General features: G+C 65.9%; 22 protein-coding genes. 19 read left to right on the forward strand and 3 right to left on the reverse strand.

Annotation, left to right across the window (positions count from 1 at the left end):
* The first annotated feature begins 158 nt into the window (after positions 1 to 158).
* Both rnr and ACCD11_RS24315 read left to right on the forward strand, forming a co-directional pair.
* Positions 159 to 2,420: a ribonuclease R gene (rnr, locus tag ACCD11_RS24310; protein WP_413315772.1), complete on the forward strand. Its 2,262-nt coding sequence runs from the start codon at positions 159 to 161 to the stop codon at positions 2,418 to 2,420.
* A gap of 54 nt (positions 2,421 to 2,474) precedes the next feature.
* Positions 2,475 to 3,239 (forward strand): SDR family oxidoreductase, encoded by a 765-nt coding sequence (locus ACCD11_RS24315; RefSeq protein ID WP_007837002.1) that lies wholly within the window; start codon positions 2,475 to 2,477, stop codon positions 3,237 to 3,239.
* A gap of 6 nt (positions 3,240 to 3,245) precedes the next feature.
* Here the strand turns inward: ACCD11_RS24315 and ACCD11_RS24320 are convergent, their stop codons facing one another.
* On the reverse strand, positions 3,246 to 4,706 hold the full coding sequence (locus ACCD11_RS24320; RefSeq protein ID WP_413315773.1) for an NAD(P)H-hydrate dehydratase: 1,461 nt from the start codon (positions 4,704 to 4,706) through the stop codon (positions 3,246 to 3,248).
* 41 nt (positions 4,707 to 4,747) lie between these two features.
* Here ACCD11_RS24320 and ACCD11_RS24325 point away from each other — a divergent pair, with 41 nt between their 5' ends.
* On the forward strand, positions 4,748 to 5,176 hold the full coding sequence (locus ACCD11_RS24325; protein WP_413315774.1) for a hypothetical protein: 429 nt from the start codon (positions 4,748 to 4,750) through the stop codon (positions 5,174 to 5,176).
* On the opposite strand, the gene ACCD11_RS24330 is transcribed toward ACCD11_RS24325, so the two are convergent.
* Positions 5,166 to 6,419: a D-amino acid dehydrogenase gene (locus tag ACCD11_RS24330; protein WP_413315775.1), complete on the reverse strand. Its 1,254-nt coding sequence runs from the start codon at positions 6,417 to 6,419 to the stop codon at positions 5,166 to 5,168. The genes ACCD11_RS24325 and ACCD11_RS24330 overlap by 11 nt on opposite strands.
* 56 nt (positions 6,420 to 6,475) lie before the next feature.
* The gene (locus ACCD11_RS24335; protein WP_413315776.1) at positions 6,476 to 7,798 is read right to left on the reverse strand and encodes an amidase; all 1,323 of its coding nucleotides are present in this window, start codon (positions 7,796 to 7,798) and stop codon (positions 6,476 to 6,478) included.
* Positions 7,799 to 8,006: 208 nt separating this feature from the next.
* On the opposite strand from ACCD11_RS24335, the gene rpsB reads away from it, so the two are divergent.
* The 16 genes from rpsB (at position 8,007) to ACCD11_RS24415 (ending at position 23,326) form a co-directional block, all read left to right on the forward strand.
* Positions 8,007 to 8,759 carry a 30S ribosomal protein S2 gene (gene rpsB, locus ACCD11_RS24340; protein ID WP_007836997.1) on the forward strand — a complete coding sequence of 251 codons (753 nt, stop codon included), beginning with the start codon at positions 8,007 to 8,009 and terminating at the stop codon, positions 8,757 to 8,759.
* Between the two features lie 81 nt (positions 8,760 to 8,840).
* The gene (tsf, locus tag ACCD11_RS24345) at positions 8,841 to 9,764 is read left to right on the forward strand and encodes a translation elongation factor Ts (protein WP_007836995.1); all 924 of its coding nucleotides are present in this window, start codon (positions 8,841 to 8,843) and stop codon (positions 9,762 to 9,764) included.
* A 95-nt stretch (positions 9,765 to 9,859) separates the two neighbouring features.
* On the forward strand, positions 9,860 to 10,582 hold the full coding sequence (pyrH, locus tag ACCD11_RS24350; RefSeq protein ID WP_007836993.1) for a UMP kinase: 723 nt from the start codon (positions 9,860 to 9,862) through the stop codon (positions 10,580 to 10,582).
* An 11-nt stretch (positions 10,583 to 10,593) separates the two neighbouring features.
* Complete coding sequence (gene frr / locus ACCD11_RS24355) at positions 10,594 to 11,154, forward strand: ribosome recycling factor (protein ID WP_007836991.1); 561 nt, start codon at positions 10,594 to 10,596, stop codon at positions 11,152 to 11,154.
* 8 nt (positions 11,155 to 11,162) lie between these two features.
* The gene (gene uppS / locus ACCD11_RS24360; RefSeq protein ID WP_007836990.1) at positions 11,163 to 11,882 is read left to right on the forward strand and encodes a polyprenyl diphosphate synthase; all 720 of its coding nucleotides are present in this window, start codon (positions 11,163 to 11,165) and stop codon (positions 11,880 to 11,882) included.
* 19 nt (positions 11,883 to 11,901) lie between these two features.
* Positions 11,902 to 12,747, forward strand: a complete 846-nt coding sequence (locus ACCD11_RS24365) for a phosphatidate cytidylyltransferase (RefSeq protein ID WP_413315777.1) — start codon at positions 11,902 to 11,904, stop codon at positions 12,745 to 12,747.
* The gene (ispC, locus tag ACCD11_RS24370) at positions 12,744 to 13,934 is read left to right on the forward strand and encodes a 1-deoxy-D-xylulose-5-phosphate reductoisomerase (protein ID WP_413315778.1); all 1,191 of its coding nucleotides are present in this window, start codon (positions 12,744 to 12,746) and stop codon (positions 13,932 to 13,934) included. Before ACCD11_RS24365 ends, ispC begins: the two co-directional genes overlap by 4 nt.
* 29 nt (positions 13,935 to 13,963) lie before the next feature.
* Positions 13,964 to 15,337 carry an RIP metalloprotease RseP gene (gene rseP / locus ACCD11_RS24375; RefSeq protein ID WP_413315779.1) on the forward strand — a complete coding sequence of 458 codons (1,374 nt, stop codon included), beginning with the start codon at positions 13,964 to 13,966 and terminating at the stop codon, positions 15,335 to 15,337.
* A 38-nt stretch (positions 15,338 to 15,375) separates the two neighbouring features.
* Positions 15,376 to 17,847 carry an outer membrane protein assembly factor BamA gene (gene bamA / locus ACCD11_RS24380; RefSeq protein WP_007836984.1) on the forward strand — a complete coding sequence of 824 codons (2,472 nt, stop codon included), beginning with the start codon at positions 15,376 to 15,378 and terminating at the stop codon, positions 17,845 to 17,847.
* A complete protein-coding gene (locus ACCD11_RS24385) occupies positions 17,848 to 18,393 on the forward strand; it encodes an OmpH family outer membrane protein (protein ID WP_007836983.1) in 546 nt (181 codons plus the stop codon).
* 14 nt (positions 18,394 to 18,407) lie between these two features.
* Positions 18,408 to 19,385 carry a UDP-3-O-(3-hydroxymyristoyl)glucosamine N-acyltransferase gene (gene lpxD, locus ACCD11_RS24390; protein ID WP_007836982.1) on the forward strand — a complete coding sequence of 326 codons (978 nt, stop codon included), beginning with the start codon at positions 18,408 to 18,410 and terminating at the stop codon, positions 19,383 to 19,385.
* Between the two features lie 23 nt (positions 19,386 to 19,408).
* The gene (gene fabZ, locus ACCD11_RS24395; RefSeq protein ID WP_007836981.1) at positions 19,409 to 19,867 is read left to right on the forward strand and encodes a 3-hydroxyacyl-ACP dehydratase FabZ; all 459 of its coding nucleotides are present in this window, start codon (positions 19,409 to 19,411) and stop codon (positions 19,865 to 19,867) included.
* 26 nt (positions 19,868 to 19,893) lie between these two features.
* Complete coding sequence (gene lpxA, locus ACCD11_RS24400; protein ID WP_413315780.1) at positions 19,894 to 20,682, forward strand: acyl-ACP--UDP-N-acetylglucosamine O-acyltransferase; 789 nt, start codon at positions 19,894 to 19,896, stop codon at positions 20,680 to 20,682.
* Between the two features lie 10 nt (positions 20,683 to 20,692).
* Positions 20,693 to 21,841, forward strand: coding sequence for a lipid-A-disaccharide synthase (gene lpxB, locus ACCD11_RS24405; protein WP_413315781.1), 1,149 nt, complete (start codon positions 20,693 to 20,695; stop codon positions 21,839 to 21,841).
* Complete coding sequence (rnhB, locus tag ACCD11_RS24410) at positions 21,813 to 22,535, forward strand: ribonuclease HII (protein ID WP_413315782.1); 723 nt, start codon at positions 21,813 to 21,815, stop codon at positions 22,533 to 22,535. The genes lpxB and rnhB overlap by 29 nt, the downstream gene beginning before the upstream one ends.
* A gap of 5 nt (positions 22,536 to 22,540) precedes the next feature.
* Entirely contained in the window at positions 22,541 to 23,326 is a 786-nt protein-coding gene (locus tag ACCD11_RS24415) for a TrmH family RNA methyltransferase (protein ID WP_413315783.1), read from the forward strand.
* Positions 23,327 to 23,412 lie beyond the last annotated feature (86 nt).

Here is a 23,412-nt window from a genome sequence, read left to right on the forward strand (position 1 = left end):
AGAAGAGGACTCGAACCTCCACGATGTTACTCGCTAGTACCTGAAACTAGTGCGTCTACCAATTCCGCCATCTGGGCCCACAGAACTGCCGAAGCAGTTATGTTTTGAATTTCAGGAAAGAAGGAGATCATATCAAAAATAATGTCACTTCCAGCGGCTTGCTGGATGAATTCGAAGGAACCGTTCAAGGGCATCGTGACGGGCATGGCTTCGTTCAGCGCGATGACGGCGAGGCAGACATCTACCTGCCCCCGAACGAGATGCGCGCGGTGCTGCACAAGGACCGCGTCAAGGCGCGCGTTGTGCGCCAGGACCGCCGCGGCCGTCCCGAGGGGCGCGTGGTGGAGATCGTCGAGCGTCCCGAGCAGCCCATCATCGGCCGCCTGCTGCACGAAGGCGGCATCTGGCTTGTTGCGCCGGAAGACAAGCGCTACGGACAGGACGTCCTGATTCCCAAGGGCGCCACCGGTCCCGCAAAGGTGGGGCAGGTGGTGGTCGTGCAACTCACCGAGCCGCCGGCGTTGTTCGGCCAGCCGGTGGGCCGCGTGAAGGAAGTGCTGGGCGAGATCGACGACCCCGGCATGGAGATCGAGATCGCCGTGCGCAAGTACGGCGTGCCGCATGAATTTTCCGCAGAGTGCCTGGCCGAGGCCAAGGCGCTGCCAGAGAGGGTTCGTCCCGCCGACAAGAAGGGGCGCGTGGACCTCACCGACATTCCGCTCGTCACCATCGACGGTGAAGACGCGCGCGACTTCGACGACGCCGTGTACTGCGAGCCTGCGAAGGTGGGCCGTGGCAAGGGCTGGCGCTTGCTGGTTGCGATCGCCGACGTCAGCGCCTACGTGCAGACGGGTTCGGGCATCGACATCGACGCCTACGACCGCGCCACCAGCGTCTACTTCCCGCGCCGCGTCATTCCGATGCTGCCCGAGAAGTTGTCGAACGGCCTGTGCTCGCTGAACCCCGAGGTCGAGCGCCTGTGCATGGTGTGCGACATGCTCGTGGCCGCAGACGGCGAGATCTACGCTTACCAGTTCTATCCGGCCGTGATGTTCAGCCATGCGCGCTTCACGTACACCGAAGTGGCGGCCATCCTCGGCAACACACGCGGCCCCGAAGCTGCCAAGCGCAAGGACCGCGTCAAGGATCTGCTGAACCTCGCCGATGTCTACAAGGCGCTGCTCAAGCAACGCGGCAAGCGCGGCGCGGTCGACTTCGAAACCACCGAGACGCAGATCATCTGCGACGACGCCGGGCGCATCGAAAAGATCGTTCCGCGCACGCGCAACGAAGCGCACCGCCTGATCGAGGAAGCGATGCTCGCGGCCAACGTCTGCAGCGCCGACTTCATCGCCGAAGGCAAGCACCCGGGCCTGTACCGCGTGCACGAAGGCCCGACGCCCGAGAAGAAGGAAATCCTGCGTGGCTACCTGAAGGCGATGGGCGTGGGCCTGAGCATCACCGACGACCCCAGGCCGGGCGAGTTCCAGGCGATTGCCGAGGCCACGAAAGAGCGCCCCGATGCGCAGCAGATCCACACCATGCTGCTGCGCTCGATGCAGCAGGCGATCTATACGCCGATCAACAGCGGCCACTTCGGCCTGGCCTACGAGGCTTACACGCATTTCACGAGCCCGATCCGGCGCTATCCGGATTTGCTGGTGCATCGTGTGATCAAGGCGATCCTCGGCAAGACGCGCTACCAGCTGCCGATGCTACCCACGCCCGGCGAAGCGCACGCCAAACTGGCCAAGCGGCTTGCGTCGCGCGTGAAGGCGCCGACCAACAAGCCGCAGAAGGCCACTGTGGCGCCAAGCAAGGAAGTGCTCGCATGGGAGGCCGCGGGCCTGCATTGCAGCGCCAACGAGCGCCGAGCCGACGAAGCCAGCCGTGACGTCGAGGCGTGGCTCAAGTGCAAGTACATGCGCGAGCACCTCGGCGAGGAATACGGCGGTGTGGTCACGGCCGCCACGACTTTCGGCATCTTCGTCACGCTCGATGCGATGTACGTCGAGGGCCTGGTGCACATCACCGAGCTTGGCGGCGAGTACTTCAAGTTCGACGAGATGCGCCAGGAATTGCGCGGCGAGCGCACCGGTATCCGCTACGCCATCGGCACGCGGGTGCGGGTGCAGGTGAGCCGCGTCGACCTCGACGGCCGCAAGATCGACTTCCGCCTCGTGCGCGAAGGCGAAGAACTGGCGACCCGTGCCATGAAGGACAAGGGCGTGGCATCGGGCGTGCCGGTCAAGGCCTCGGCCAAGCGCAGCACGCGCCACAAGGCTGAAGCCGGCAACGCCGAGCCGCGCGCGGAGCGCGGTTCCTCGCCTGCGGCAGGACCGCAGTCGGCAATGCAGGCCTTCAAGTCGGCGGTCAAGAAGGCCGCCAACAAGATGAAGGGGCGCAAGCCGCGCCGATGAAGCCCAGGCCGCACGAACCATCGACCAACCCAAGAAGAGAAAGAGACACACAGCATGAGCGCTGAAGACAACAAGGGCCGCATCGCCATCGTCACGGGGGCGGGCTCCGGCATCGGCCGCGCAGCCGCACTGGCGCTGTTGGGCGACGGCTGGAGCGTGGCGCTGGCGGGGCGCCGCCTGGAGCCGCTGGAACAGGTGGCGCAAGAATCGGGTGCCGGCGCGCGCGCCTTCGCGGTGCCGACCGACGTGGCCAATGCGGACTCGGTGCAAGCCCTGTTCGCGGCCACGGTCGAGCGCTTCGGCCGTGTCGACCTGCTGTTCAACAACGCCGGCGTGGGCAACCCGCCGGGCCCGTTCGAGGACTGGACGCCCGCGCAGTGGCAGGGTGTTGTCGACATCAACCTGACGGGCATGTTCTTCTGCATCCAGCAGGCGTTCCGCACGATGAAGGCGCAAACGCCGCAGGGGGGCCGCATCATCAACAACGGCTCCATCTCGGCCACCGCGCCGCGGCCGAACTCGGCTGCCTATACGGCGACCAAGCATGCGGTCGAAGGGCTGACGAAAACTGCGTCGCTCGATGGCCGCAAGTACGACATCGCGGTGGGGCAGGTCGACGTCGGCAATGCCATGACCGAACTGGCCGCACGCATGGCCAAGGGCGTGCCGCAAGCCAACGGCGAACTTGCGATCGAGCCGCTGATTGACGTCAAGATCGTGGGCCAGTCGGTGCTCTACATGGCAAACCTGCCGCTGGAAGCCAACGTGCTGTTCCACACCATCATGGCGACGAAGATGCCCTTCGTCGGGCGCGGCTAAGCGCCGTCAGGCGGACGCACGGCGGGCCAGCGTGCCGGCCGTGAGCGGGGCGGCATCGGCCGGCCAGGTATCGGCGATGTGGCCGTGCTGCCAGACGGCTTCGTGCGCCGCCTCGAAGGCTGGCTGGCGCATGGCCAGTGCCGCGCCGATCATGCCGGCCAGCACGTCGCCGGTGCCGGCCGTCGCGAGGCGCGCATTGCCGGTCAGGTTGATGATGGGTGGTGCGCCGCGGGCATCGGCAACCACAGTGCCTGAACCCTTGAGCACTGTCACGACACCGAAGCGCGCGGCGAGTTGGCGGGCCGCGGCCAGCCTGTCGGCCTGGACCTCGCCGACCGGGCAGCTCAGCAGGCGCGCCGCCTCCAGCGGATGCGGCGTGATCACGGTGGGTGCTCCGCCTTTTCCTCGCAATACCAATTGGGCTTGCAGCGCGCCATCGGCCGCGATGGCATTGAGCGCGTCGGCATCGAGTACCAGTGCGGCCGCCGTCGAGAGCGCGCGCGGCAGCAGTTCGACCACGGCCTTTGCGCCGCCGCATCCGCACACTGCTGTCATGCCTGACAGGTCGAGCGTTCGGGCGTCGCGCAGCATCAGTTCGGGTTGCGCGATGTCGACGGGGGCCGCGCTCGGATCGAGCAGCCCGACGAATACGCGCCCCGCACCGCTGTGCAAAGCCGCCGACCCGGCCAGCAGCGCGGCTCCTGCCATGCCGAGCGCGCCACCGATCACCGCGACATCGCCAAAACTGCCCTTGTGCGACGCATGTGCGCGCCGCCGAGCTTCGGGCGCCCCGGCGATCCGGGCCGCGGGTTGATCCTTGAATGCGCCGCAACCCAGATCGTCGAACCACACGGCGCCTGCCGCATCGCGGCCCTGGGCGGTGAACAGGCCGGGCTTCAGCGTGAGGAAGGTGACGCAGCTGCGCGTCGATGTCTGGGTAGGTTCGATGCCGTGGGTTAGCGTGCCCGTGTCGGCATTCAGGCCCGATGGCACGTCGACGCTGAGCACCGGCCGGGCACTTGCATGCATATTCGCCAGCCATTCGGCCATCGTGCCTTCGGGTGGCCGAGTCGATCCAATGCCGAGCAGCGCGTCGATGACCAGTTCATAGGCCGAAGGCGGTGTCGATGCGAATGTCACGCCTGCGTCGCGGGCGCGCTGCAGCGATGCCTTGGCGTCCGGCGGCAAGCGGCTTTCATCCCCCAGGAAGGTGACGACCGGAAAGAAGCCCCTGTGCCGCAACTGCGCAGCGGCCTCGAAGCCATCGCCGCCGTTGTTGCCTGGCCCGCAGGCCACCCAGATCGTCCGTGCATGCGGCGCGATCGCCATTGCCAGCCGTGCGACTGCGAGGCCGGCACGCTGCATCAGCGCGTGCGCGGGCAGGGCGGCCGCCGCAGCCTGTTCGATGCGGCGCGTGGCGGCGATGTCGAACAGCTCGGCAATGGTGGCGGACGTGATGCGTTGCATCGGCGCATTGTGCCGTCGCGTCGTCTCCTTATCATCCGGGGATGAATCTCAAGAGCGTCGGCTGGGTGCTCGTCCTGCTTTGCGCGGCGCTCGTCTTCTTCGTGGCTGCGACGATGTCGTGGATTGCAGGGCTGGGATGGGTCCTGGGCCTGCTGTGCTGCGTGTGGGGCGTCTTTCTGCTGGCCGATTTGAAGCGATGGGTGGCTTTGCGGGACCTGGCATGGGCCGCCAATGTCGGCTTCGGCATCAGCGTGGTCCGCTGGTTTGACGTGCCGTCCGAAACCGTTTCCGGTCTGGCGCGCCTCGCGCTGCTGAGCGCTGATGCGCTGTGCCTGGGCTTCTTTGTGCTGGTCGGCCCCGGTTTGCTGGGATGGACTGCGCAGAAACTCCGGCCGCCGCCGGAGCCCGCGTTGCCCGTCGAGCAGCCGGCCAGCGCCGAGCGCCTGCGCCGGTGGGGTCCTAAAGACTGAGCCGTTCGACGCCCAGGCCTTCGAGGTCGACGCCAGGGTCTTGTCCGGCGATCAGGTCGCCCAGCACGCGCGCGCTGCCGCATGACAGCGCCCAGCCGCTCGAGCCGTGGCCGAGATTGAGCCACACGCCGGGGATGCCGCTTGCGCCCAGCACGGGCGGGCCGTCGGGCAGCATCGGCCGCGCGCCTTTCCATTGCTGTACGCCGGACTGCAGCGTGGCCGCGCCCGGGAACCAGTCGTGCAGCACCTTGTAGAGCGTCTGCACGGCAGCCGGATTCATCGTGTCGAGCGAGCCGCCGATCTCGGCTCCGCCAGCCACGCGCACGCGCTGGCCCAGACGGGAGATGGCAACCTTGTAGCGCTCGTCCATCACCGCGCTGCGCGGTGCATTGAGCGGTTCGCGGATCGGCGCACTGATCGAATGGCCGTAGACCGGCGCCATCGGGATGCGCAGCCCCAGCGGCCGCAGCAGCGACGCCGACGCCAGGCCGGCGCACATCACGACCGCGTCGTAGCGCACCGGGTCCGAGCCGCTCGCCAAAGACAGCGAAGTGGGCGCCGCGCGGCTCAGGGGGGCAATGTCGCAGTTGAAGTGAAACTGGGCGCCGAGCGACTCGGCCTCCCACTTGAGGAGCAGTGCGAACTGCCGGCAGTTGGCCACTTCATCGTCGGGCAGGTGGATGGCGCCCGCCAGCGGGGCCTCGGGGTTGAGGGCCGGCTCGATCAGCCGGGCCTCGTCTGCATCGATTTCCTTGAAAACGCTGCCGGCCGCGCGCAGTACGTCGAGCCCGGGCTGCACCAGCTTCTTTTCGCGCTTGGAACGCAGCAGCACCAGGTAGCCGTCGCTGCGTTCGTAGCTGAGCTCGCGCGCCTCGGTCACTTCGTGCAGGCGGTTGCGGCTGTAGAAGGCCAGGCGCTGCATGCGTGCGCGATTGGCGAGGTAGGTTTCGAGCTTGCAGGCCTTTTGCCAGCGCGACAGCCATCCTATGTCGCGCGAAGCCAGCGGCCATCGCAGCTTGACGGCGCCGTGCGAGGACAGCAGCGAACGCAGCACCTTGCCGCGCATGCCGGGGGCGGCCCATGGCGTGACGTACCCGGGAGCGACCACGCCGGCGTTGGCGAAGCTGGCTTCTTCTGCGGCGGCGCCCCTGCGCTCGAACACGGTCACTTCATGGCCGTCGGAAACCAGTTCCCAGGCGGTGGTGACGCCGACGATGCCGGCGCCCACGATCGCGATTTTCATTGAATTTTCTGGATAAGAGAGATGGTTGGCGCCCGTGAGTTGGGCAGCGTCGGTTGTTATTTTTGCAGCGAGCGCTCGGCCTGGAGCGCAACTGCGAGCACGGCGTCGTCGTGCAGCGCGGCGTGCCACAGCATCAGGCCGACCGGCAGTTCGCCGTCGACGTGGCAGGGCAGCGAGATGGCGCAGCCGTCGAGCATGTTGACGATCGATGGATTGCGCAGCAGCAGTGTATTGACGCGGAAGAATTCGTCGTCGCGCTCGGCGCCCGGCGCCACGCTGGAGATGGACGGCGCGGTGATCGGCACGGTCGGCGACAGGACGGCGTCGAACGGGGCGAGTGCGGTTTCGACGCGGGCGATCCAGTCGCGGCGGGCATGCATCAGGTCGATGTATTCGTGCGCCTTCATCGTGGCACCGCGCAGGATGCGCTGGACCACGCGCGGATCGTAGCCTGCGCCGCTGCGCTCCAGCAGCAGGCGGTGCCAGGCGTAAGACTCGGCTGCCGAGAAGCCGCCGGTGGCGTTGATGGTGGTCAACTCGGCCAGTTCGGGCAGTTCGATCTCGATGATGCGGGCGCCGGCGGCCCGCAACGTCTTCAGCGAGCGCTCGAAAGCGGCGGCCACGGCGGGTTCGATACTGTCGAAGAACACGTTCTTCACTACCGCCAGCCTGTAGGTGGCCAGCGGGGCGTTGCCGGCGGTCACGCGCCGCGCGGCGAGGATTTCGTGCACCGTGATGGCGTCGCGCACCGACCGCGTCATGGCGCAAACCGTGTCCAGGGTGGTCGAGAGCGGCAGTGCGCCTTCCGCAGGTGTCCGTCGGGCCGTGTTCTTGAAGCCGACGATGCCGTTCAGCGCCGCCGGGATGCGGATCGAGCCGCCGGTGTCGGAGCCCAGCCCGATGAACGCAGCGCCGCTGGCCACCGACACTGCCGCGCCGGACGACGAGCCGCCCGGGATGCGGGGCGTGGCGGCGTCGCACGCGTTGGCCGGCGTGCCGTGGTGCGGATTGACGCCGACGCCCGAGAAGGCGAACTCCGTCATGTTGGTGCGGCCGGTCAGCACGCCGCCTGCGGCGCGCAGCCGCGCCACGGCAAGGGCGTCGGCCTTGGCAGCGGGCGCATGGGCCAGCACTGCGGAGCCGGCGGGCGTTGGCTGGCCTTCGACATCGAACAGGTCCTTCGCGGTGAAGGCCAGTCCGGAAAGGCGGCTATCGGGGGTCGACGCGGCGGCAGTCTGGCGGGCCTCGTCGAACATGGTGCGGGTGAAGACGTGCGCGCAGGCCGGGGACAGGGCGATGCCGATGGCGCGCTCCATTTCGGTGCGGGCGTCGGAGCCACCTGCCAGAAGGGTAAAGCGAGTGGCGTGAAGGTCGTTCATGGAGGCTGCGGATGCCGTGAGGCGGCTCGGTTTCGAGGGAGAAGGGGCGGCGGCCGTGCTATACTCTTTGGGTTTCGCTGGCAAAGCGACGGCTTTCGTTGCATCCAGCCAGACACATCCGCAAACCGGCCCAATCAAGGTGTTGTGACTCCGTTCAAAAGAGCACAAAACGGGCTGGATTTTAGACCCAACCTTTGGAGTAATTTCAATGTCTACCACCATGCGCGAAATGCTGGAAGCAGGTGTCCATTTCGGTCACCAAACCCGCTTCTGGAACCCCAAGATGGCCCCGTTCATCTTCGGCCATCGCAACAAGATCCACATCATCAACCTGGAAAAGTCGCTCCCGATGTTCCAGGACGCGATGAAGTACGCCAAGCAGCTCACCGCCAACCGCGGCACGATCCTGATGGTCGGCACGAAGCGCCAGGCCCGTGAAATCGTGGCTGCCGAGGCTCGCCGCGCCGGCGTGCCTTTCGTCGACACCCGCTGGCTCGGCGGCATGCTGACCAACTTCAAGACGGTCAAGACCTCGATCAAGCGCCTGAAGGACATGAAGGCCCAGCAGGAAGCCGGTCTCGACTCGCTGAGCAAGAAGGAGCAACTGACCTTCTCGCGCGAAATCGAGAAGCTCGAAAAGGACATCGGCGGCATCCAGGACATGACCGCGCTGCCCGACGCCATCTTCGTGATCGATGTGGGCTTCCACAAGATCGCCGTGGCCGAAGCCAAGAAGCTCGGCATTCCGCTGATCGGCGTGGTGGACTCCAACCACTCGCCCGAAGGCATCGACTATGTGATCCCTGGCAACGACGACTCGTCGAAGGCTGTCACGCTGTACGCCCGCGGCATCGCCGACGCGATCATCGAAGGCCGCAACAGCGCCACCGGTGACGTGGTCAAGGCCATCGCCGAAGGCAGCGACGAATTCGTCGAAGTCGAAGAGGGCGCTTCGGCCTGATTGGCGCGCTCGCGAGCCTGAAGAAGGGGCTTTGGTGCCCCTTTTTTTTAACCTGATTTTTGGATTTACGGAGATACAACAATGGCTGCAATCACCGCAAGCATGGTCGGCGAACTGCGCGCAAAGACCGACGCGCCGATGATGGAATGCAAGAAGGCCCTGACCGAGGCCGACGGCAACATGGAAAAGGCCGAAGAGCTGCTGCGCATCAAGCTCGGCAACAAGGCTGGCAAGGCATCGGGCCGCATCACTGCCGAAGGCGTGGTCACGGCATTCGTCGATGGCGCTGCCGGCGGCATGATCGAAATCAACTGCGAAACCGACTTCGTCACCAAGAACGACAGCTTCCTGGCCATGGCCAACGCTGCCGCGATGCTGGTCGCCAAGAACAACCCGGCCGACATCGCTGCGCTGGGCGCGCTGCCTTACGAGCAGGACGGCTTCGGCCCGACGCTCGAGGATGTGCGCAAGGGCCTGATTGGCAAGATCGGCGAGAACATGAGCTTTCGCCGCTTCAAGCACTTTGCCGGCAACGGCAAGCTGGCTTCGTACCTGCACGGCACGCGCATCGGCGTGATGGTCGAGTTCGAGGGCGACGATACGTCGGCCAAGGACGTGGCGATGCACATTGCCGCCATGAAGCCGGTCGCCATCCAGGCGTCGGACGTGCCTGTCGAGCTGATCGAAAAAGAGCGCGCTGTGGCTGCCGGCAAGGCTGCCGAAGACCGCAAGGTGGCCGAGGCCGAAGGCAAGAAGCCGCAGCCCGACGACATCGTTGCCAAGCGCATCGAAGGCGGCGTGCAGAAGTACCTGAAGGAAGTCTCGCTGCACAACCAGCCGTTCGTGAAGAACGACAAGCAGACCGTCGAGCAGATGCTCAAGGCCGCCGACACCTCGATCAAGGGCTTTACCTTGTACGTGGTCGGCGAAGGCATTGAGAAGAAAGTTGACGACTTCGCTGCGGAAGTTGCCGCGCAGGTCGCAGCAGCCAAGGCCGCTGCCTAAGCCTTTCGGGCTCCAGCGACGGTGCGCCACGCGTGCCGTCGCTTTTTCATCGCCACGTTTTACACTCGTCCCCGCCAAATCAAAGGAAATTGCCCATGTCTGATGCCCGCCCAGCCCACAAGCGAATCTTGTTGAAGCTGTCGGGAGAGGCATTGATGGGCGATGACGCCTTCGGCATCAACCGCGCCACCATCGTGCGCATGGTGCAGGAAGTGGCCGAGGTCGTGAACATGGGCGTCCAGGTGGCGGTCGTGATCGGGGGCGGCAACATCTTCCGCGGCGTCGCGGGTGGCTCGGTCGGCATGGACCGCGCCACGGCCGACTACATGGGCATGCTGGCCACCGTGATGAACTCGCTGGCGCTGGCCGACGCAATGGACAAGCAGGGGCTCGTAGCCCGCGTGATGTCCGCCATTGCCATCGAGCAGGTGGTCGAGCCCTATGTGCGCCCCAAGGCCCTGCAGTACCTCGAAGAGGGCAAGGTCGTGGTGTTCGCGGCCGGCACGGGCAATCCGTTCTTCACCACCGATACGGCCGCCGCGCTGCGCGGCGCCGAGATCGGCGCCGAGCTCGTGCTCAAGGCGACCAAGGTCGACGGCGTCTATACCGCCGACCCCAAGACCAACCCCGATGCAACGCGCTACGCCACGCTGACTTTCGACGAGGCGATCGCAAAAAATCTCGGCATCATGGACGCCACGGCCTTCGCGCTGTGCCGCGACCAGAAGCTGCCGATCAAGGTGTTCTCGATCCTCAAGAACGGTGCGCTCAAGCGCGTCGTGATGGGCGAGGACGAGGGCACGCTGGTGCATGCCTAGGAGTATTTGAGATGACCATTGCAGACATCCGCAGTGCGACCGACGCGAAGATGAATCAGTCGCTCGCCGCATTCCAGAACAACCTCACCAAGATCCGAACGGGCCGCGCCAATTCGGCGCTGCTCGACTCGATCCACGTCGAGTACTACGGTTCGCAGGTGCCGCTGAGCCAGGTGGCCAACGTGTCGGTGCTCGACTCGCGCACCATCAGCGTCCAGCCCTGGGAAAAGGGCATGGGCGCCAAGATCGAGAAGGCCATCCGCGAAAGCGACCTGGGCCTGAATCCCGCCTCGATGGGCGACCTGATCCGCGTGCCGCTGCCCGCCATGAGCGAAGAGCGCCGCAAGGAAATGACCAAGCTGGTCCGCAACGAAGGCGAAACCGCCAAGATCGCCACGCGCAACCTGCGCCGTGACGCGAACGAGTCGGTCAAGAAGCTGGTCAAGGACAAGCTGGCCTCCGAAGACGACCAGAAGCGTGCCGAAGCCGAGATCCAGAAGGTTACCGACCGCCACATCGCGGAAATCGACCGCCTGGTCGCGGCCAAGGAAGCGGAGATCATGGCCGTTTGAGGCTCGCCATGGCCTCGTCAGCGCCGCGCATTCCCCACCACGTTGCCATCGTCATGGACGGCAACGGCCGTTGGGCGACGCGACGTTTCCTGCCTCGCGTCGCGGGGCACAAACAGGGCGTCGAAGCGCTGCGGCGCTGTGTCAAGGCCTGCGCCGATCGCGGCGTGGGCGTGCTCACGGTGTTTGCGTTCTCCTCCGAGAACTGGAATCGGCCCGTCGAGGAAGTCTCCGGGCTTATGGAGCTGATGGTCGGGGCGCTCGCCCGCGAGGTGCCCAAGCTCAGCAGCGACGGTGTGCGGCTGCATTTCGTCGGCGAGCGGGGCGGCCTGTCGCCGAAGATGGTGAAGGGCCTGGTCGACGCCGAGGTTGCCACGGCACACAACACGCGCATGGTGCTCAACGTCTGCTTCAACTACGGCGGCCGCTGGGACATCGCGCAGGCCGCCGCCAGATTGGTGGCGCAGGGCGAAGCGATCACCGAGATCAGCCTCGACCGCGCCATGGCCCTGGCCCACGTGCCCGACCCCGACCTGTTCATCCGAACGGGCGGCGAGCAGCGGTTGTCCAATTTCCTGCTCTGGCAGAGTGCCTACGCCGAGCTCTTCTTCAGCGACAAGCTGTGGCCCGAATTCGACGAGGCCGCGCTGGACGAGGCGATTGCCGCGTTCCAGGGCCGCGAGCGCCGCTTCGGCCAGACCTCGGCACAGGTTTCGACGGCTGCGGCCTGAAGACCCCACAACCTCACGCATGCTCAAACAACGCATCCTCACGGCGATCGTGCTGCTCGCGATCCTGCTGCCGGCGCTGTTCTACCGAAACTACATTCCTTTTGCCTGCGTCATGCTGGTCTTGATCGGCGCGGCCGCTTGGGAATGGGGGCGCCTGAACGGATACGGCCAGCGGCTGTCGGTATTCCTCGGCTTCGAGATGGTGGTGCTGTGTGCGTTGTCCTGGTGGCTGGGGTTGCTGGAGCGGCCGCTGGTGCTGGTGTGGACCCTGGCCAGCGCAGCCTGGGTGCTGGGCGGTGCGGCCCTGCTGCGCGTGGCGGTGCCGGGCTGGCCCCGCATTCCGCGTGGGCTGCGGCTGGTCGGCGGCCTGCTTGCGCTCTGGGTGGCGTGGCTTGCCGCGGTGCAGGCGCGCATGATCGGCATCAACTTCCTGCTGTCGATCCTGGTGCTGGTATGGGTGGCCGACGTGTTCGCCTATTTCGCCGGCCGTGCCTTCGGCCTCAGGTTCACGCGCAACAAGCTCGCGCCCGCGATCAGTCCCGGCAAGAGCTGGGAAGGTGTCTGGGGCGGCATGATCGGCGTGGTGGTACTGGCCTTTGCCTGGGCCTGGGCCGACAAGGCAACCGGCGCCGCCGTGGCCAGCCTCTACACCCGTCTCAACGAGCGTGGCTGGTGGCTCCTGCTGCTCGCCGCGTTGTTCCTCTCGGCCATGAGCGTCGTGGGCGACCTCGTCGAATCTCTCATCAAGCGCAGTGCCGGCGCCAAGGACAGCAGCCGGCTGTTGCCCGGCCACGGTGGTGTTCTCGACCGCGTGGATGCCCTCTTGCCGGCGCTTCCCATTGCCATGATGCTGGCTTTCCTGTGAACTCACTCAGAAGACAACGCGTCACGGTGCTCGGCTCGACCGGCTCGGTCGGCGTAAGCACGCTCGACGTCATTTCGCGCCACCCCGAGCGCTTTGAGGTGTTCGCGCTTTCGGCTGCCACCAAGGTCGACGAGTTGCTGGCGCAGTGCGCCCAGTTCTTGCCGCGGTTCGCGGTGATGGCCAGCGCGCCGCATGCCGCGATGCTGGCTGAAAAGCTGAAGCAGAACAGCCTGAAGACGGTTGTCCTGATGGGTGGCGATGCTCTCGAAACGATAGCGTCCCACGACGAAACGGATGCCGTCATGGCCGCCATCGTCGGTGCCGCGGGCCTGGGCCCGTGCCTGGCCGCCGCGCGCGCCGGCAAGCGCCTGCTGCTGGCCAACAAGGAGGCGCTGGTCGTCGGCGGCGAGCTCTTCATGCGTACCGTGCGCGAGGGCGGCGCCACGCTGCTGCCTATCGACAGCGAGCATTCGGCCATCTTCCAGTCGCTGCCCGAAGATCCATCCACCTGGGCACGGCGCATCGACAAGATCATCCTGACCGCCTCGGGCGGTCCGTTCCGTACGCGTGCTCCGGAAACCCTGGGCACGGTAACGCCCGAGCAGGCCTGTGCCCATCCGAACTGGGTCATGGGCCGCAAGATTTCGGTCGACTCGGCCACCATGATGAACAAGGCGCTCGAGGTGATCGAGGCGCGTCACCTGTTCGGCGTCTCGCCCGAGCAGATCGAGGTCGTCATCCATCCGCAGAGCGTGGTGCACTCGATGGTGCAGTTCACCGATGCATCGGTCATCGCACAGCTCGGTACACCCGACATGCGGGTGCCGATCGCGGTGGGTCTGGCCTGGCCCGAACGCATCGAGAGCGGCGCCGCGCGGCTCGACTTCCGCCAGATGGCCTCGCTGACCTTCGATGCACCCGATGCGGCGCTCTTTCCAGGGCTGGGCTTGGCATGGCACGCGCTGCGGGCCGCACCGGGCACGACGGCGGTGCTCAACGCTGCCAACGAGGTTGCGGTGGAAGCTTTCCTGAGCCGCCGCCTTCGGTTCGATTGCATTCATGCGGTCAACATGGAAACTTTGGAAGCAGTCTCTCCCTCCAAGCCGGCATCGCTGGCCGACCTGCTGGCGATCGATGCCAGCGCCCGTGCGGCGGCCAATGCCGCTGCGCTGCGCTTCGCAGCCTGACGTACCCCCTCAAGAGACCAAGGATCCCGATGCTGCTCACAGTCATAGCCTTCGTGGTCGCGCTCGGTGTCCTGATCGCGGTGCACGAATACGGGCACTACCGCGTGGCCGTTGCCTGTGGCGTCAAGGTCGAGCGCTTCTCCGTCGGATTCGGCAAGGCGCTGTTTCGCTGGCAACCGAAGCGCCAGCATCCGGGACAGCAGACCGAATTCGTCATCGGCGCCTTTCCATTGGGCGGCTACGTCAAGATGCTCGACGAGCGCGAAGGGCCGGTTGCGCCCGAAGAGCGTCATCGCGCCTTCAACACCCAGCCGCTGCGTTCGCGAGCGGCCATCGTTGCGGCGGGGCCTATTGCCAATCTGCTGCTGGCCGTCGTGCTTTACACCGCGGTCAACTGGATCGGCGTGCAGGAGCCGGTCGCCAGGCTTGCGCGGCCGGTGGCGGCTTCTCTGGCCGAGGCAGCGGGCCTGCGCGGTGGCGAACAGATCACCCGGGCGGGCTTCGATGGCGACCTTTCGCCGGTGCAGTCCTTCGAGGACCTGCGATGGCGCATGACGCGCGGCGCGCTGGACGGACACGACCTGACGCTCGAAGTGGCGGGCGAGGGCGGCCGGCCGGCGCGGCAACTGGTGCTGCCGCTGAGCCGCATGGAGGCCAAGGACGCTGATCCTCAAATGTTCCGCAAGATCGGCGTGCTGGCACCTCTGACCAGGCCCGAGATCGGTGAAGTCATGGCAGGTGGCGCGGCCGAGAGTGCCGGTCTTCGCAACGGCGACGTGGTGCGTGCCATCGGCGGCACGGCCATCGTCGACGGGCAGCAGCTGCGTGAAGCGATCCGGGCGTCGGTCGATGGCGGCGAGCCGCGCACGCAGGCCTGGCAGGTCGAGCGCGGTGGCAGGTCGCTCACGATCGACGTGAAACCCGAGGTGCGGGAAGAGGGCAGCAACAAGGTCGGTCGCATCGGCGCGTACGTCGGTGCACCGCCCGAAATGGTGACGGTGCGCCAGGGGCCGATCGACGGTGTCTGGCGCGGCGTGGTGCGCACCTGGGAGGTCTCCGCGCTGACCGTGCGCATGATGGGCAAGATGGTCATCGGCGAGGTTTCGCTCAAGAACCTGAGCGGTCCGCTCACGATCGCCGACTACGCGGGCAAGTCCGCAAGCCTCGGCTTCACTCAGTATCTGATCTTCCTGGCGCTCATCAGCGTGAGCCTCGGGGTCCTCAATCTCATGCCGCTGCCGGTCCTCGATGGTGGACACCTGATGTATTATCTTTGGGAGGGCCTGACCGGCAAGAGCGTCTCCGACGCCTGGATGGAACGGCTTCAGCGCGGGGGTGTGGCCCTGCTGCTGGTCATGATGTCGGTCGCACTCTTCAACGACGTCACGCGGCTCTTTGGTTAACTTTCAGCCGGCCCTTTCCGTGCCGGTTCAATTCACAGATGAACAAAAACTTCAGTCGCTTTCGCCTGCGTAGCGTTGCCGCGGTGGTCGCCAGTGCGCTCGCCGCCACGGCAGCTTGGGCCGTCGAGCCTTTCACGGTGCGCGACATTCGCGTCGAAGGCCTGCAACGCGTCGAAGCCGGCACGATCTTCGCATCGCTGCCGCTGCGCGTGGGCGATACCTACAGCGACGAGCGCGGCTCAGCCGCCATTCGCGCGCTGTTCGATCTGGGGTTGTTCAAGGATGTGCGCATCGACGTGAACGGCAACGTGCTGGTGGTGATCGTCGAAGAACGTCCGACCATTGCAGACGTCGATTTCGTTGGTGCGAAGGAGTTCGACAAGGCGGCTCTGCAGAAGGCGCTGCGCGAAGTCGGTCTGGCTGATGGCCGTCCCTACGACAAGGCGCTGGCTGACCGTGCCGAGCAGGAACTCAAGCGCCAGTACGTGAGCAAGAGCCTCTACAACGCGCAGGTCGTGACCACCGTCACGCCCATCGAGCGCAACCGCGTCAACCTGACCTTCACCGTGACCGAAGGCGATTCGGCCCGCATCCGCGAAGTGCACGTGGTGGGCAACAAGGCCTTCAGCGAATCGACGCTGCTGAGCCTGTTCGACCAGGACAGCGGCGGCTTCATGAGCTGGTACACCAAGTCGAACCAGTACTCGCGTGCCAAGCTCAATGCCGACCTCGAAACCCTGCGCTCGTACTACATCACGCGCGGCTATCTGGAGTTCCGCATCGACTCGACCCAGGTCGCCATCTCGCCGGACCGCAAGGACCTGACGGTGACCGTGAACATCACCGAAGGCGAGAAGTTCGTGGTGTCGAGCGTCAAGCTCGACGGCAACTATCTCGGCCGCGACGAGGAGTTCAAGTCGCTCATTACCATCAAGCCGGGCGAGCCCTACAACGGCGAGCAGGTCACCGAGACCACCAAGGCCTTCAACGACTATTTCGGCACCTTCGGCTACGCGTTCGCACGCGTGCAGGCGCGCCCCGAGATCGACCGTGTCAACAACCGGGTCGCGCTCACGCTGCAGGCCGAACCTTCGCGCCGTGTGTACGTGCGGCGCGTGTCGGTGGGCGGCAACAACAAGACCCGCGACGAAGTCATTCGCCGCGAGTTCCGCCAGTACGAGGCCTCCTGGTACGACGGCGACAAGATCAAGCTCTCGCGCGACCGCGTGGACCGCCTGGGGTTCTTCACCGAGGTGAATGTCGATACGCAGGAAGTGCCCGGCTCGCCTGATCAGGTGGACCTGACAGTCAACGTGGCCGAAAAGCCCACTGGCAGCCTGCAGCTCGGCGCCGGCTACTCAAGCGCCGAGAAGGTCGCACTGACCTTCGGTATTTCGCAGGAAAACGTGTTCGGCTCGGGCAACTTCCTGGGCGTGCAGGTCAACACCAGCAAGTACAACCGCACGTTGTCGCTGACGACGACCGACCCGTACTTCACGCCTGACGGCATCTCGCGCACGATCAGCGTGTATCACACGACGACACGGCCGTATTCGACGACCATCGACGGCGACTACAAGCTGGTCAACCAGGGCGCTTCCATCCGCTTTGGTGTTCCGTTCAGCGAGGTCGATACGGTCTTCTTCGGCATCGGCCTGGAGCGGTATGCGTTCGATCCGAACAAGACGACGGCACTCGCGGGCTTGACCACGCCGCGTTCCTACCTCGACTACTTCCAGTGCCATCTCAACACGAGCCCTGTGAGCAACGGTCCGCTGCTGCCGCCGACACCGGCCGGCTGGCTCGTTACGGGCTGCTCGCAGGACAGCGTCTGGGGCGTGCCGCTGAGCGTAGGCTGGGGCCGGGACAACCGCGACAGCGCGCTGATTCCGACCACCGGGCGGCTGCAGCGTGCCAACCTCGAACTGGGGGTGGCGGGCGACATGAAATACGTCAAGACGAACTACCAGTACCAGCAGTTCTTCGCGATCAACAAGCAGTACACCTTCTCGATCAACGGCGAAGTCGGCTATGCCAAGGCGCTGGGCGGCAAGGTCTATCCGATCTTCAAGAACTTCTACGCGGGTGGTCTCGGCTCCATTCGCGGCTTCGAGCAAAACTCGCTGGGTCCACGCGACGTGCCGCTGTTGGGCCAGAGCGAAGGTGCTGCTTTGGGCGGCACCAAGAAGGCCATCTTCAACGCGGAGCTGAGCACGCCGTTCCCGGGGGCCGGCAACGACCGCACGCTGCGCCTGTACGGCTTCTTCGACGTCGGCAATGTGTTCGGCTCGCGTGCCGCCGGACTGACCGACGAGCAATGGAAGGCCGAGAAGAAGCTGCGCGCTTCCGTCGGCCTGGGCATCAGCTGGATCTCGCCGCTGGGCCCGCTGCGCCTCGCCTACGCCTTCCCCATCAAGTCCCAGAAGGAAGTAGGGGTCCCGCTGACGCCCGGCTACATCCCGAAGGATAGAATTCAGCGCCTCCAATTCCAGATCGGAACGTCTTTCTAAATGAAGCATTTGATTCGCGCCGCGGCAGGCGTGTTGTTGATTCCCGCTCTCGCGTTCGCTGCGGTGCCCGCCCAGGCGCAGGAAACCTTTCGCATCGGTTTCGTGAACCCGGACCGCGTGCTGCGCGAGGCGCAGCCGGCCAAGACTGCCCAGGCAAAACTCGAAGCCGAATTCCTGAAGCGCGAGAAGGATCTGACTTCGCAGGGCGACGCCCTGAAAGCGGCCTCGGAGAAGTTCGAGCGCGAGGCACCCACCCTGTCGGAAAGCCAGCGGGCAGCGCGCCAGCGCGGGCTGGTTGACCAGGACCGCGACTTTCAGCGCAAGCGGCGCGAGTTCCAGGAAGACCTGAACTCGCGCAAGAATGAAGAGCTCCAGCAGGTCTACGAGCGCGCCAACCGCGTGGTGAAGCAGGTGGCCGAGGCCGAGAAGTACGACGCCATCCTGCAGGAGGCGATCTACATCAATCCGAAGCACGACATCACCGACAAGGTGATCAAGGCGCTGAACGCGTCGGTCAGCTCTTCTGCGCCTGCGGCCGGCAAGTAACGCCGGGAGCCGGCGTGTCACTGCAGCTCGGAGCCATCGTTGACGCCCTTGGGGGCGAACTTCATGGCGATGCGGCGCTGTCCATCGAGCGGTTGGCGCCGCTGCAGAATGCGCAGCCCGATGCGCTCAGTTTCCTGAGCCATCCCAAATACCAGCAGGAATTGGCGGCTTCGAAGGCCGCTTGCGTGATCGTGTCGCCGGCCATGCGCGAGGCGGCTGCGGCGCGTGGCGCTTTCATCCTCACGCCCGATCCGTACTTCTACTTTGCCCGCCTGACACAGCTCTGGAAGGCGCACCACGCGCGTCCGGAAGCCGATCGCATCCATCCCAGCGCAGTGATCCATGCTGAGGCGCAAGTCGATGCCACTGCGCGCATCGGCGCGCTGTGCGTGGTGGAGCGGGGCGCGCGCATCGGTGCGGGCACTGTGCTGAAGTCCCGGGTGACGGTCAGCGAAGACTGCACCATCGGCGAGCGCTGCCTGCTGCACCCGGGCGTGGTCATCGGCGCCGACGGCTTCGGCCTGGCGCCGCACGAGGGGCGCTGGATCAAGATCGAACAGTTGGGTGCGGTGCGCATCGGCAACGACGTCGAGATCGGCGCCAACACCTGCATCGACCGCGGCGCGCTCGACGACACAGTGATCGACGACGGCGTGAAGCTCGACAACCTGATCCAGATCGGCCACAACGTGCGCGTCGGCAAGAATACCGCCATGGCGGGCTGTGTCGGCGTGGCTGGCAGCGCCACCATCGGTGCCAACTGCACCTTCGGCGGCGGCGCCATCGTGCTGGGCCATCTGACGGTGGCCGACGGCGTCCACGTGTCCGCCGCAACCGTGGTTACCCGTTCGATCCACAAGGCCGGCCAATACACCGGCATGTTTCCCATCGATGACAATGCGAGCTGGGAAAAGAATGCGGCAACGCTCAAGCAGTTGCACAGCCTGCGCGAACGACTGAAGGCGCTGGAGAAGGCTCCCTCGAAAAAATGACGACGATGCAGGAACAGAAAATCATGACAAAGCCAGCGATAGCGCTCGATATCCATCAAATCCTCAAGCTGCTGCCCCACCGCTACCCGTTCCTGCTGGTGGACCGCGTACTGGACATGGAAAAGGGCAAGCGCATCACGGCGCTGAAGAACGTGACAATGAACGAGCCGTTCTTCAACGGCCATTTCCCGCACCGTCCGGTGATGCCGGGCGTGCTGATGCTCGAAGCCATGGCCCAGGCCGCGGCCCTGCTGTCGTTCCACTCGCTCGACATCGTGCCGGACGACAACACCGTCTATTACTTTGCCGCCATCGACGGCGCACGCTTCAAGCGGCCCGTGGAGCCCGGTGACCAGTTGACGCTCGAAGTCGAGATCGAGCGCATGAAGGCCGGCATTTCCAAGTTCAAGGGCCGGGCCCTGGTGGGCAGCGAACTCGCCTGCGAGGCGACGCTGATGTGCGCCATGCGCCAGATCAACTGATCCGGCCGCAGTCGTTTCCACAAGGCATGACCCAGGTTCATTCGACCGCACTCGTCGACCCCCAGGCCGAACTCCACGCCTCGGTGTCGGTCGGTCCCTATACCGTGATCGGTCCGCACGTGCGGGTGGGCGCGGGCACTACCATCGGCGCGCATTGCGTGATCGAGGGGCGCACGACCATCGGGCGCGACAACAGGATCTTCCAGTTCTCGTCGCTCGGCGCCATTCCCCAGGACAAGAAGTACGCGGGCGAACCGACCGAGCTCGTTATCGGCGACCGCAACGTCATTCGCGAGTTCTGCACGTTCAATCTCGGCGTGCCGGGGGCGGGCGGCGTGACGCGCGTGGGCGACGACAACTGGATCATGGCGTACACGCACATCGCGCATGACTGCCAGGTCGACAACCACACCACGCTGGCCAACAACACCACGCTGGCCGGGCACGTTCACCTCGCAGACTGGGTGACGGTCGGCGGGCTCACCGGCATTCACCAGTTCGTCTCGGTGGGAGCGCATGCCATGCTCGGCTTCGCAAGCGCGGTGTCGCAGGACGTGCCGCCTTTCATGCTGGTCGACGGCAATCCACTGGCAGTGCGCGGCTTCAACATCGTCGGCCTGCGGCGGCGCGACTTCTCTGCCCAGCGGCTTGCAGCGGTGAAGCAGATGCATCGCCTGCTATACCGCCAGGGCAAGACGCTCGAAGAAGCGCGCATGGCCATTGCCGCGCTCGCGACGGAAATGCCGGAAGCCGCAGGTGACGTCGCGCTGATGGAGTCCTTCCTCGCCAACTCGACGCGCGGCATCGCGCGCTGACGTGACCGCGATGCAGAAGGACGGACAGCGACGCTTCGCGCTGGTCGCGGGCGAAGCCTCCGGCGATCTGCTCGCGGGTTTGCTGCTCGATGGCCTCCAGGCCCGTTGGCCGGATCTCCAGACCGTCGGCATCGGCGGCCCCCGCATGCTGGCCCACGGCTTCCAGAGCTGGTGGCCGCAAGAAAAGCTCGCGGTGCGCGGCTACGTCGAGGTGCTGCGGCACTATGCCGAGATCGCCGGCATCCGCCGCCGGCTGAAGACCCGTTTGCTGAGCGAACGGCCCGAGCTGTTCATCGGCGTCGATGCGCCCGATTTCAATCTCGATCTCGAAGCCGGGCTGCGCAGCCAGGGCATCAAGACCGTGCATTTCATCTGCCCTTCGATCTGGGCCTGGCGGCCGAAGCGCATCGAGAAGGTCCGGGCTGCGGCCGACCATGTGCTGTGCATCTTCCCGTTCGAGCCCGAACTGCTCGAAAAGCAGGGTGTTGCCGCGAGCTACGTGGGGCATCCGATTGCCAACGTGATCCCGATGACGCCCGACCGCGCCGCGGCCCGCACCGCGATCGGGTTGGCGTCCGACGCTCAGGTCGTCGCCTTGTTGCCGGGCAGCCGCCGCTCCGAGATACGCTACCTGGCGGACCGATTCTTCGCCGCCGCCGCGCTGATGCAGAAGGCCCGGCCGGCGCTCCAGTTCGTGGCGCCCATCCTTCCGGGGCTGCGCTCCGAGGTCGAGGCCTTGCTCCAGGCCACCGGCATGACGGGCCGGGTGAAGCTGCTCGACGGCCAGTCGCACGCCGCACTGGCCGCCTGCGACGCCACGCTGATCGCCAGCGGCACCGCCACGCTCGAGGCGGCGCTGTTCAAGCGGCCGATGGTCATCGCCTACAACATGAACGCGCTCTCGTGGCGCCTGATGCAGCGCAAGCAGTTGCAACCGTGGGTCGGCTTGCCCAACATCCTGTGCCGCGAGTTCGTGGTGCCCGAACTGCTGCAGGAAGCCGCCACGCCCGAGGCGCTGGCCCAGGCCACGCTCGCCTGGCTCGACGAGCCCGAAAAGACGCGGGCCCTGCAACAAAGATTTTCCGAGCTGCACGTGCAATTGCAGCGCGATACGCCGACACTTTGCGCCGATGCGATCCAGAAAGTTCTTGAAAGCTGAGCAAGCCCGTTTGGTGTGGGACGCGCCGGGCCTGCTCGCAGGCGTGGACGAGGCCGGTCGCGGGCCGCTAGCGGGCCCCGTGGTGGCCGCGGCGGTGATCCTCGACGACACCCGGCCGATCCGCGGACTGGCCGATTCCAAGACCCTCACACCTTTGCAGCGCGAGCGCCTGCACGACCAGATCCTGGCCAAGGCCCTTTGCTGCTCCATCGCCCAGGCGAGCGTCGAGGAAATCGATACGCACAACATCCTGCAGGCCACGATGCTTGCGATGCGGCGCGCGGTCGAGGGCTTGCGCCTGAAGCCGGCCAAGGTGCTGGTCGACGGCAACCGCCTGCCCACGCTGGACGTGCTGGCCGAAGCCGTGGTCAAGGGCGATGCGCTGGTCAAGGCGATTTCGGCTGCGTCCATCCTGGCCAAGGTCCATCGCGACCGTCTCTGCGAGCAATTGCACGTCGAATTTCCGAACTACGGCTTTGCCGGCCACAAGGGCTACGGCACGCCGGAGCACCTGGAAGCGCTGCAGCGCCACGGCGCCTGTGTGCATCACCGCAGGTCGTTCAGCCCGGTTGCCGCCGCGCTGGCTCGGACGGCAGCGGGTACCGCGCAGGTCGTCGAGACTGAGTCTGCCGCGCCCACGGTGTTCGCGGCAACGGTCGAGACCGTGCACCTCGACCTGCGCGCTGCGCCCTGACTCTCATGACCATCGATCCCGGCGCGAGCCTCATCAGTTCGCGCGACAACCCACTCCTCAAGGACCTGCGCAAACTGGCCCAGGACCCGGGCGCCTATCGCAAGCTGCGCCGCATCTGGCTCGAAGGTGACCATCTGTGCCGGGCGGCGCTGGCGCGCGGCGTGAAGCCGGCGATTGCGGTGTTTTCGGAGTCTTTCTGGCCTACAGCCCCTGCCGAATGGGTAAGTAGTGCTATTAAAACCGTAGTAGTCAGCGACGATCTACTGCGCGGCGCCAGCGGCCTGGAGTCGCCTGCGCCGATGGGCTTCGTGCTCGACCTGCCAGCGCGGCCGGAGCTGATCCCCGATGCGCCCAGCGTGGTGCTCGACCGTCTGCAGGACGCCGGCAACGCCGGCTCCATCCTTCGCAGCGCAGCCGCTTTCGGCTTCACCCAGGTGATCGCGCTCAAGGGTACGGCGGCCCTGTGGGCGCCGAAGGTGCTGCGTGCAGGCATGGGTGCGCATTTTGGCCTGCGGCTGATCGAAGGCGTGGATGCCGACGTGCTCGACGGCCTGAAAGTGCCGTTGGTGGCGACCAGCTCGCATCACGGCGAGTGGCTTCACAAGGCTGAGCTGCCGCATCCCTGCGCCTGGCTGATGGGCCATGAAGGGCAGGGCGTGTCGCCCGCGCTCGAGGCGCGCGCCACGCACCATATCCGCATCGCCCAGCCAGGCGGCGAGGAGTCGCTCAACGTCGCGGCAGCTGCCGCGATCTGCCTGCATGCTAGCGGAGCAGCCCTGCAGGCCAAATAACACACCCAGTCCGGGCTACAATCGGGGGCTTACTCGCAAATCAGCGTCGCCCGGCCGCCTTTAACGCCAAAATCCCCTGAAGCAGC

The organism is Variovorax sp. Varisp36 (assembly GCF_047304235.1).
Lineage (GTDB): Bacteria > Pseudomonadota > Gammaproteobacteria > Burkholderiales > Burkholderiaceae_C > Variovorax.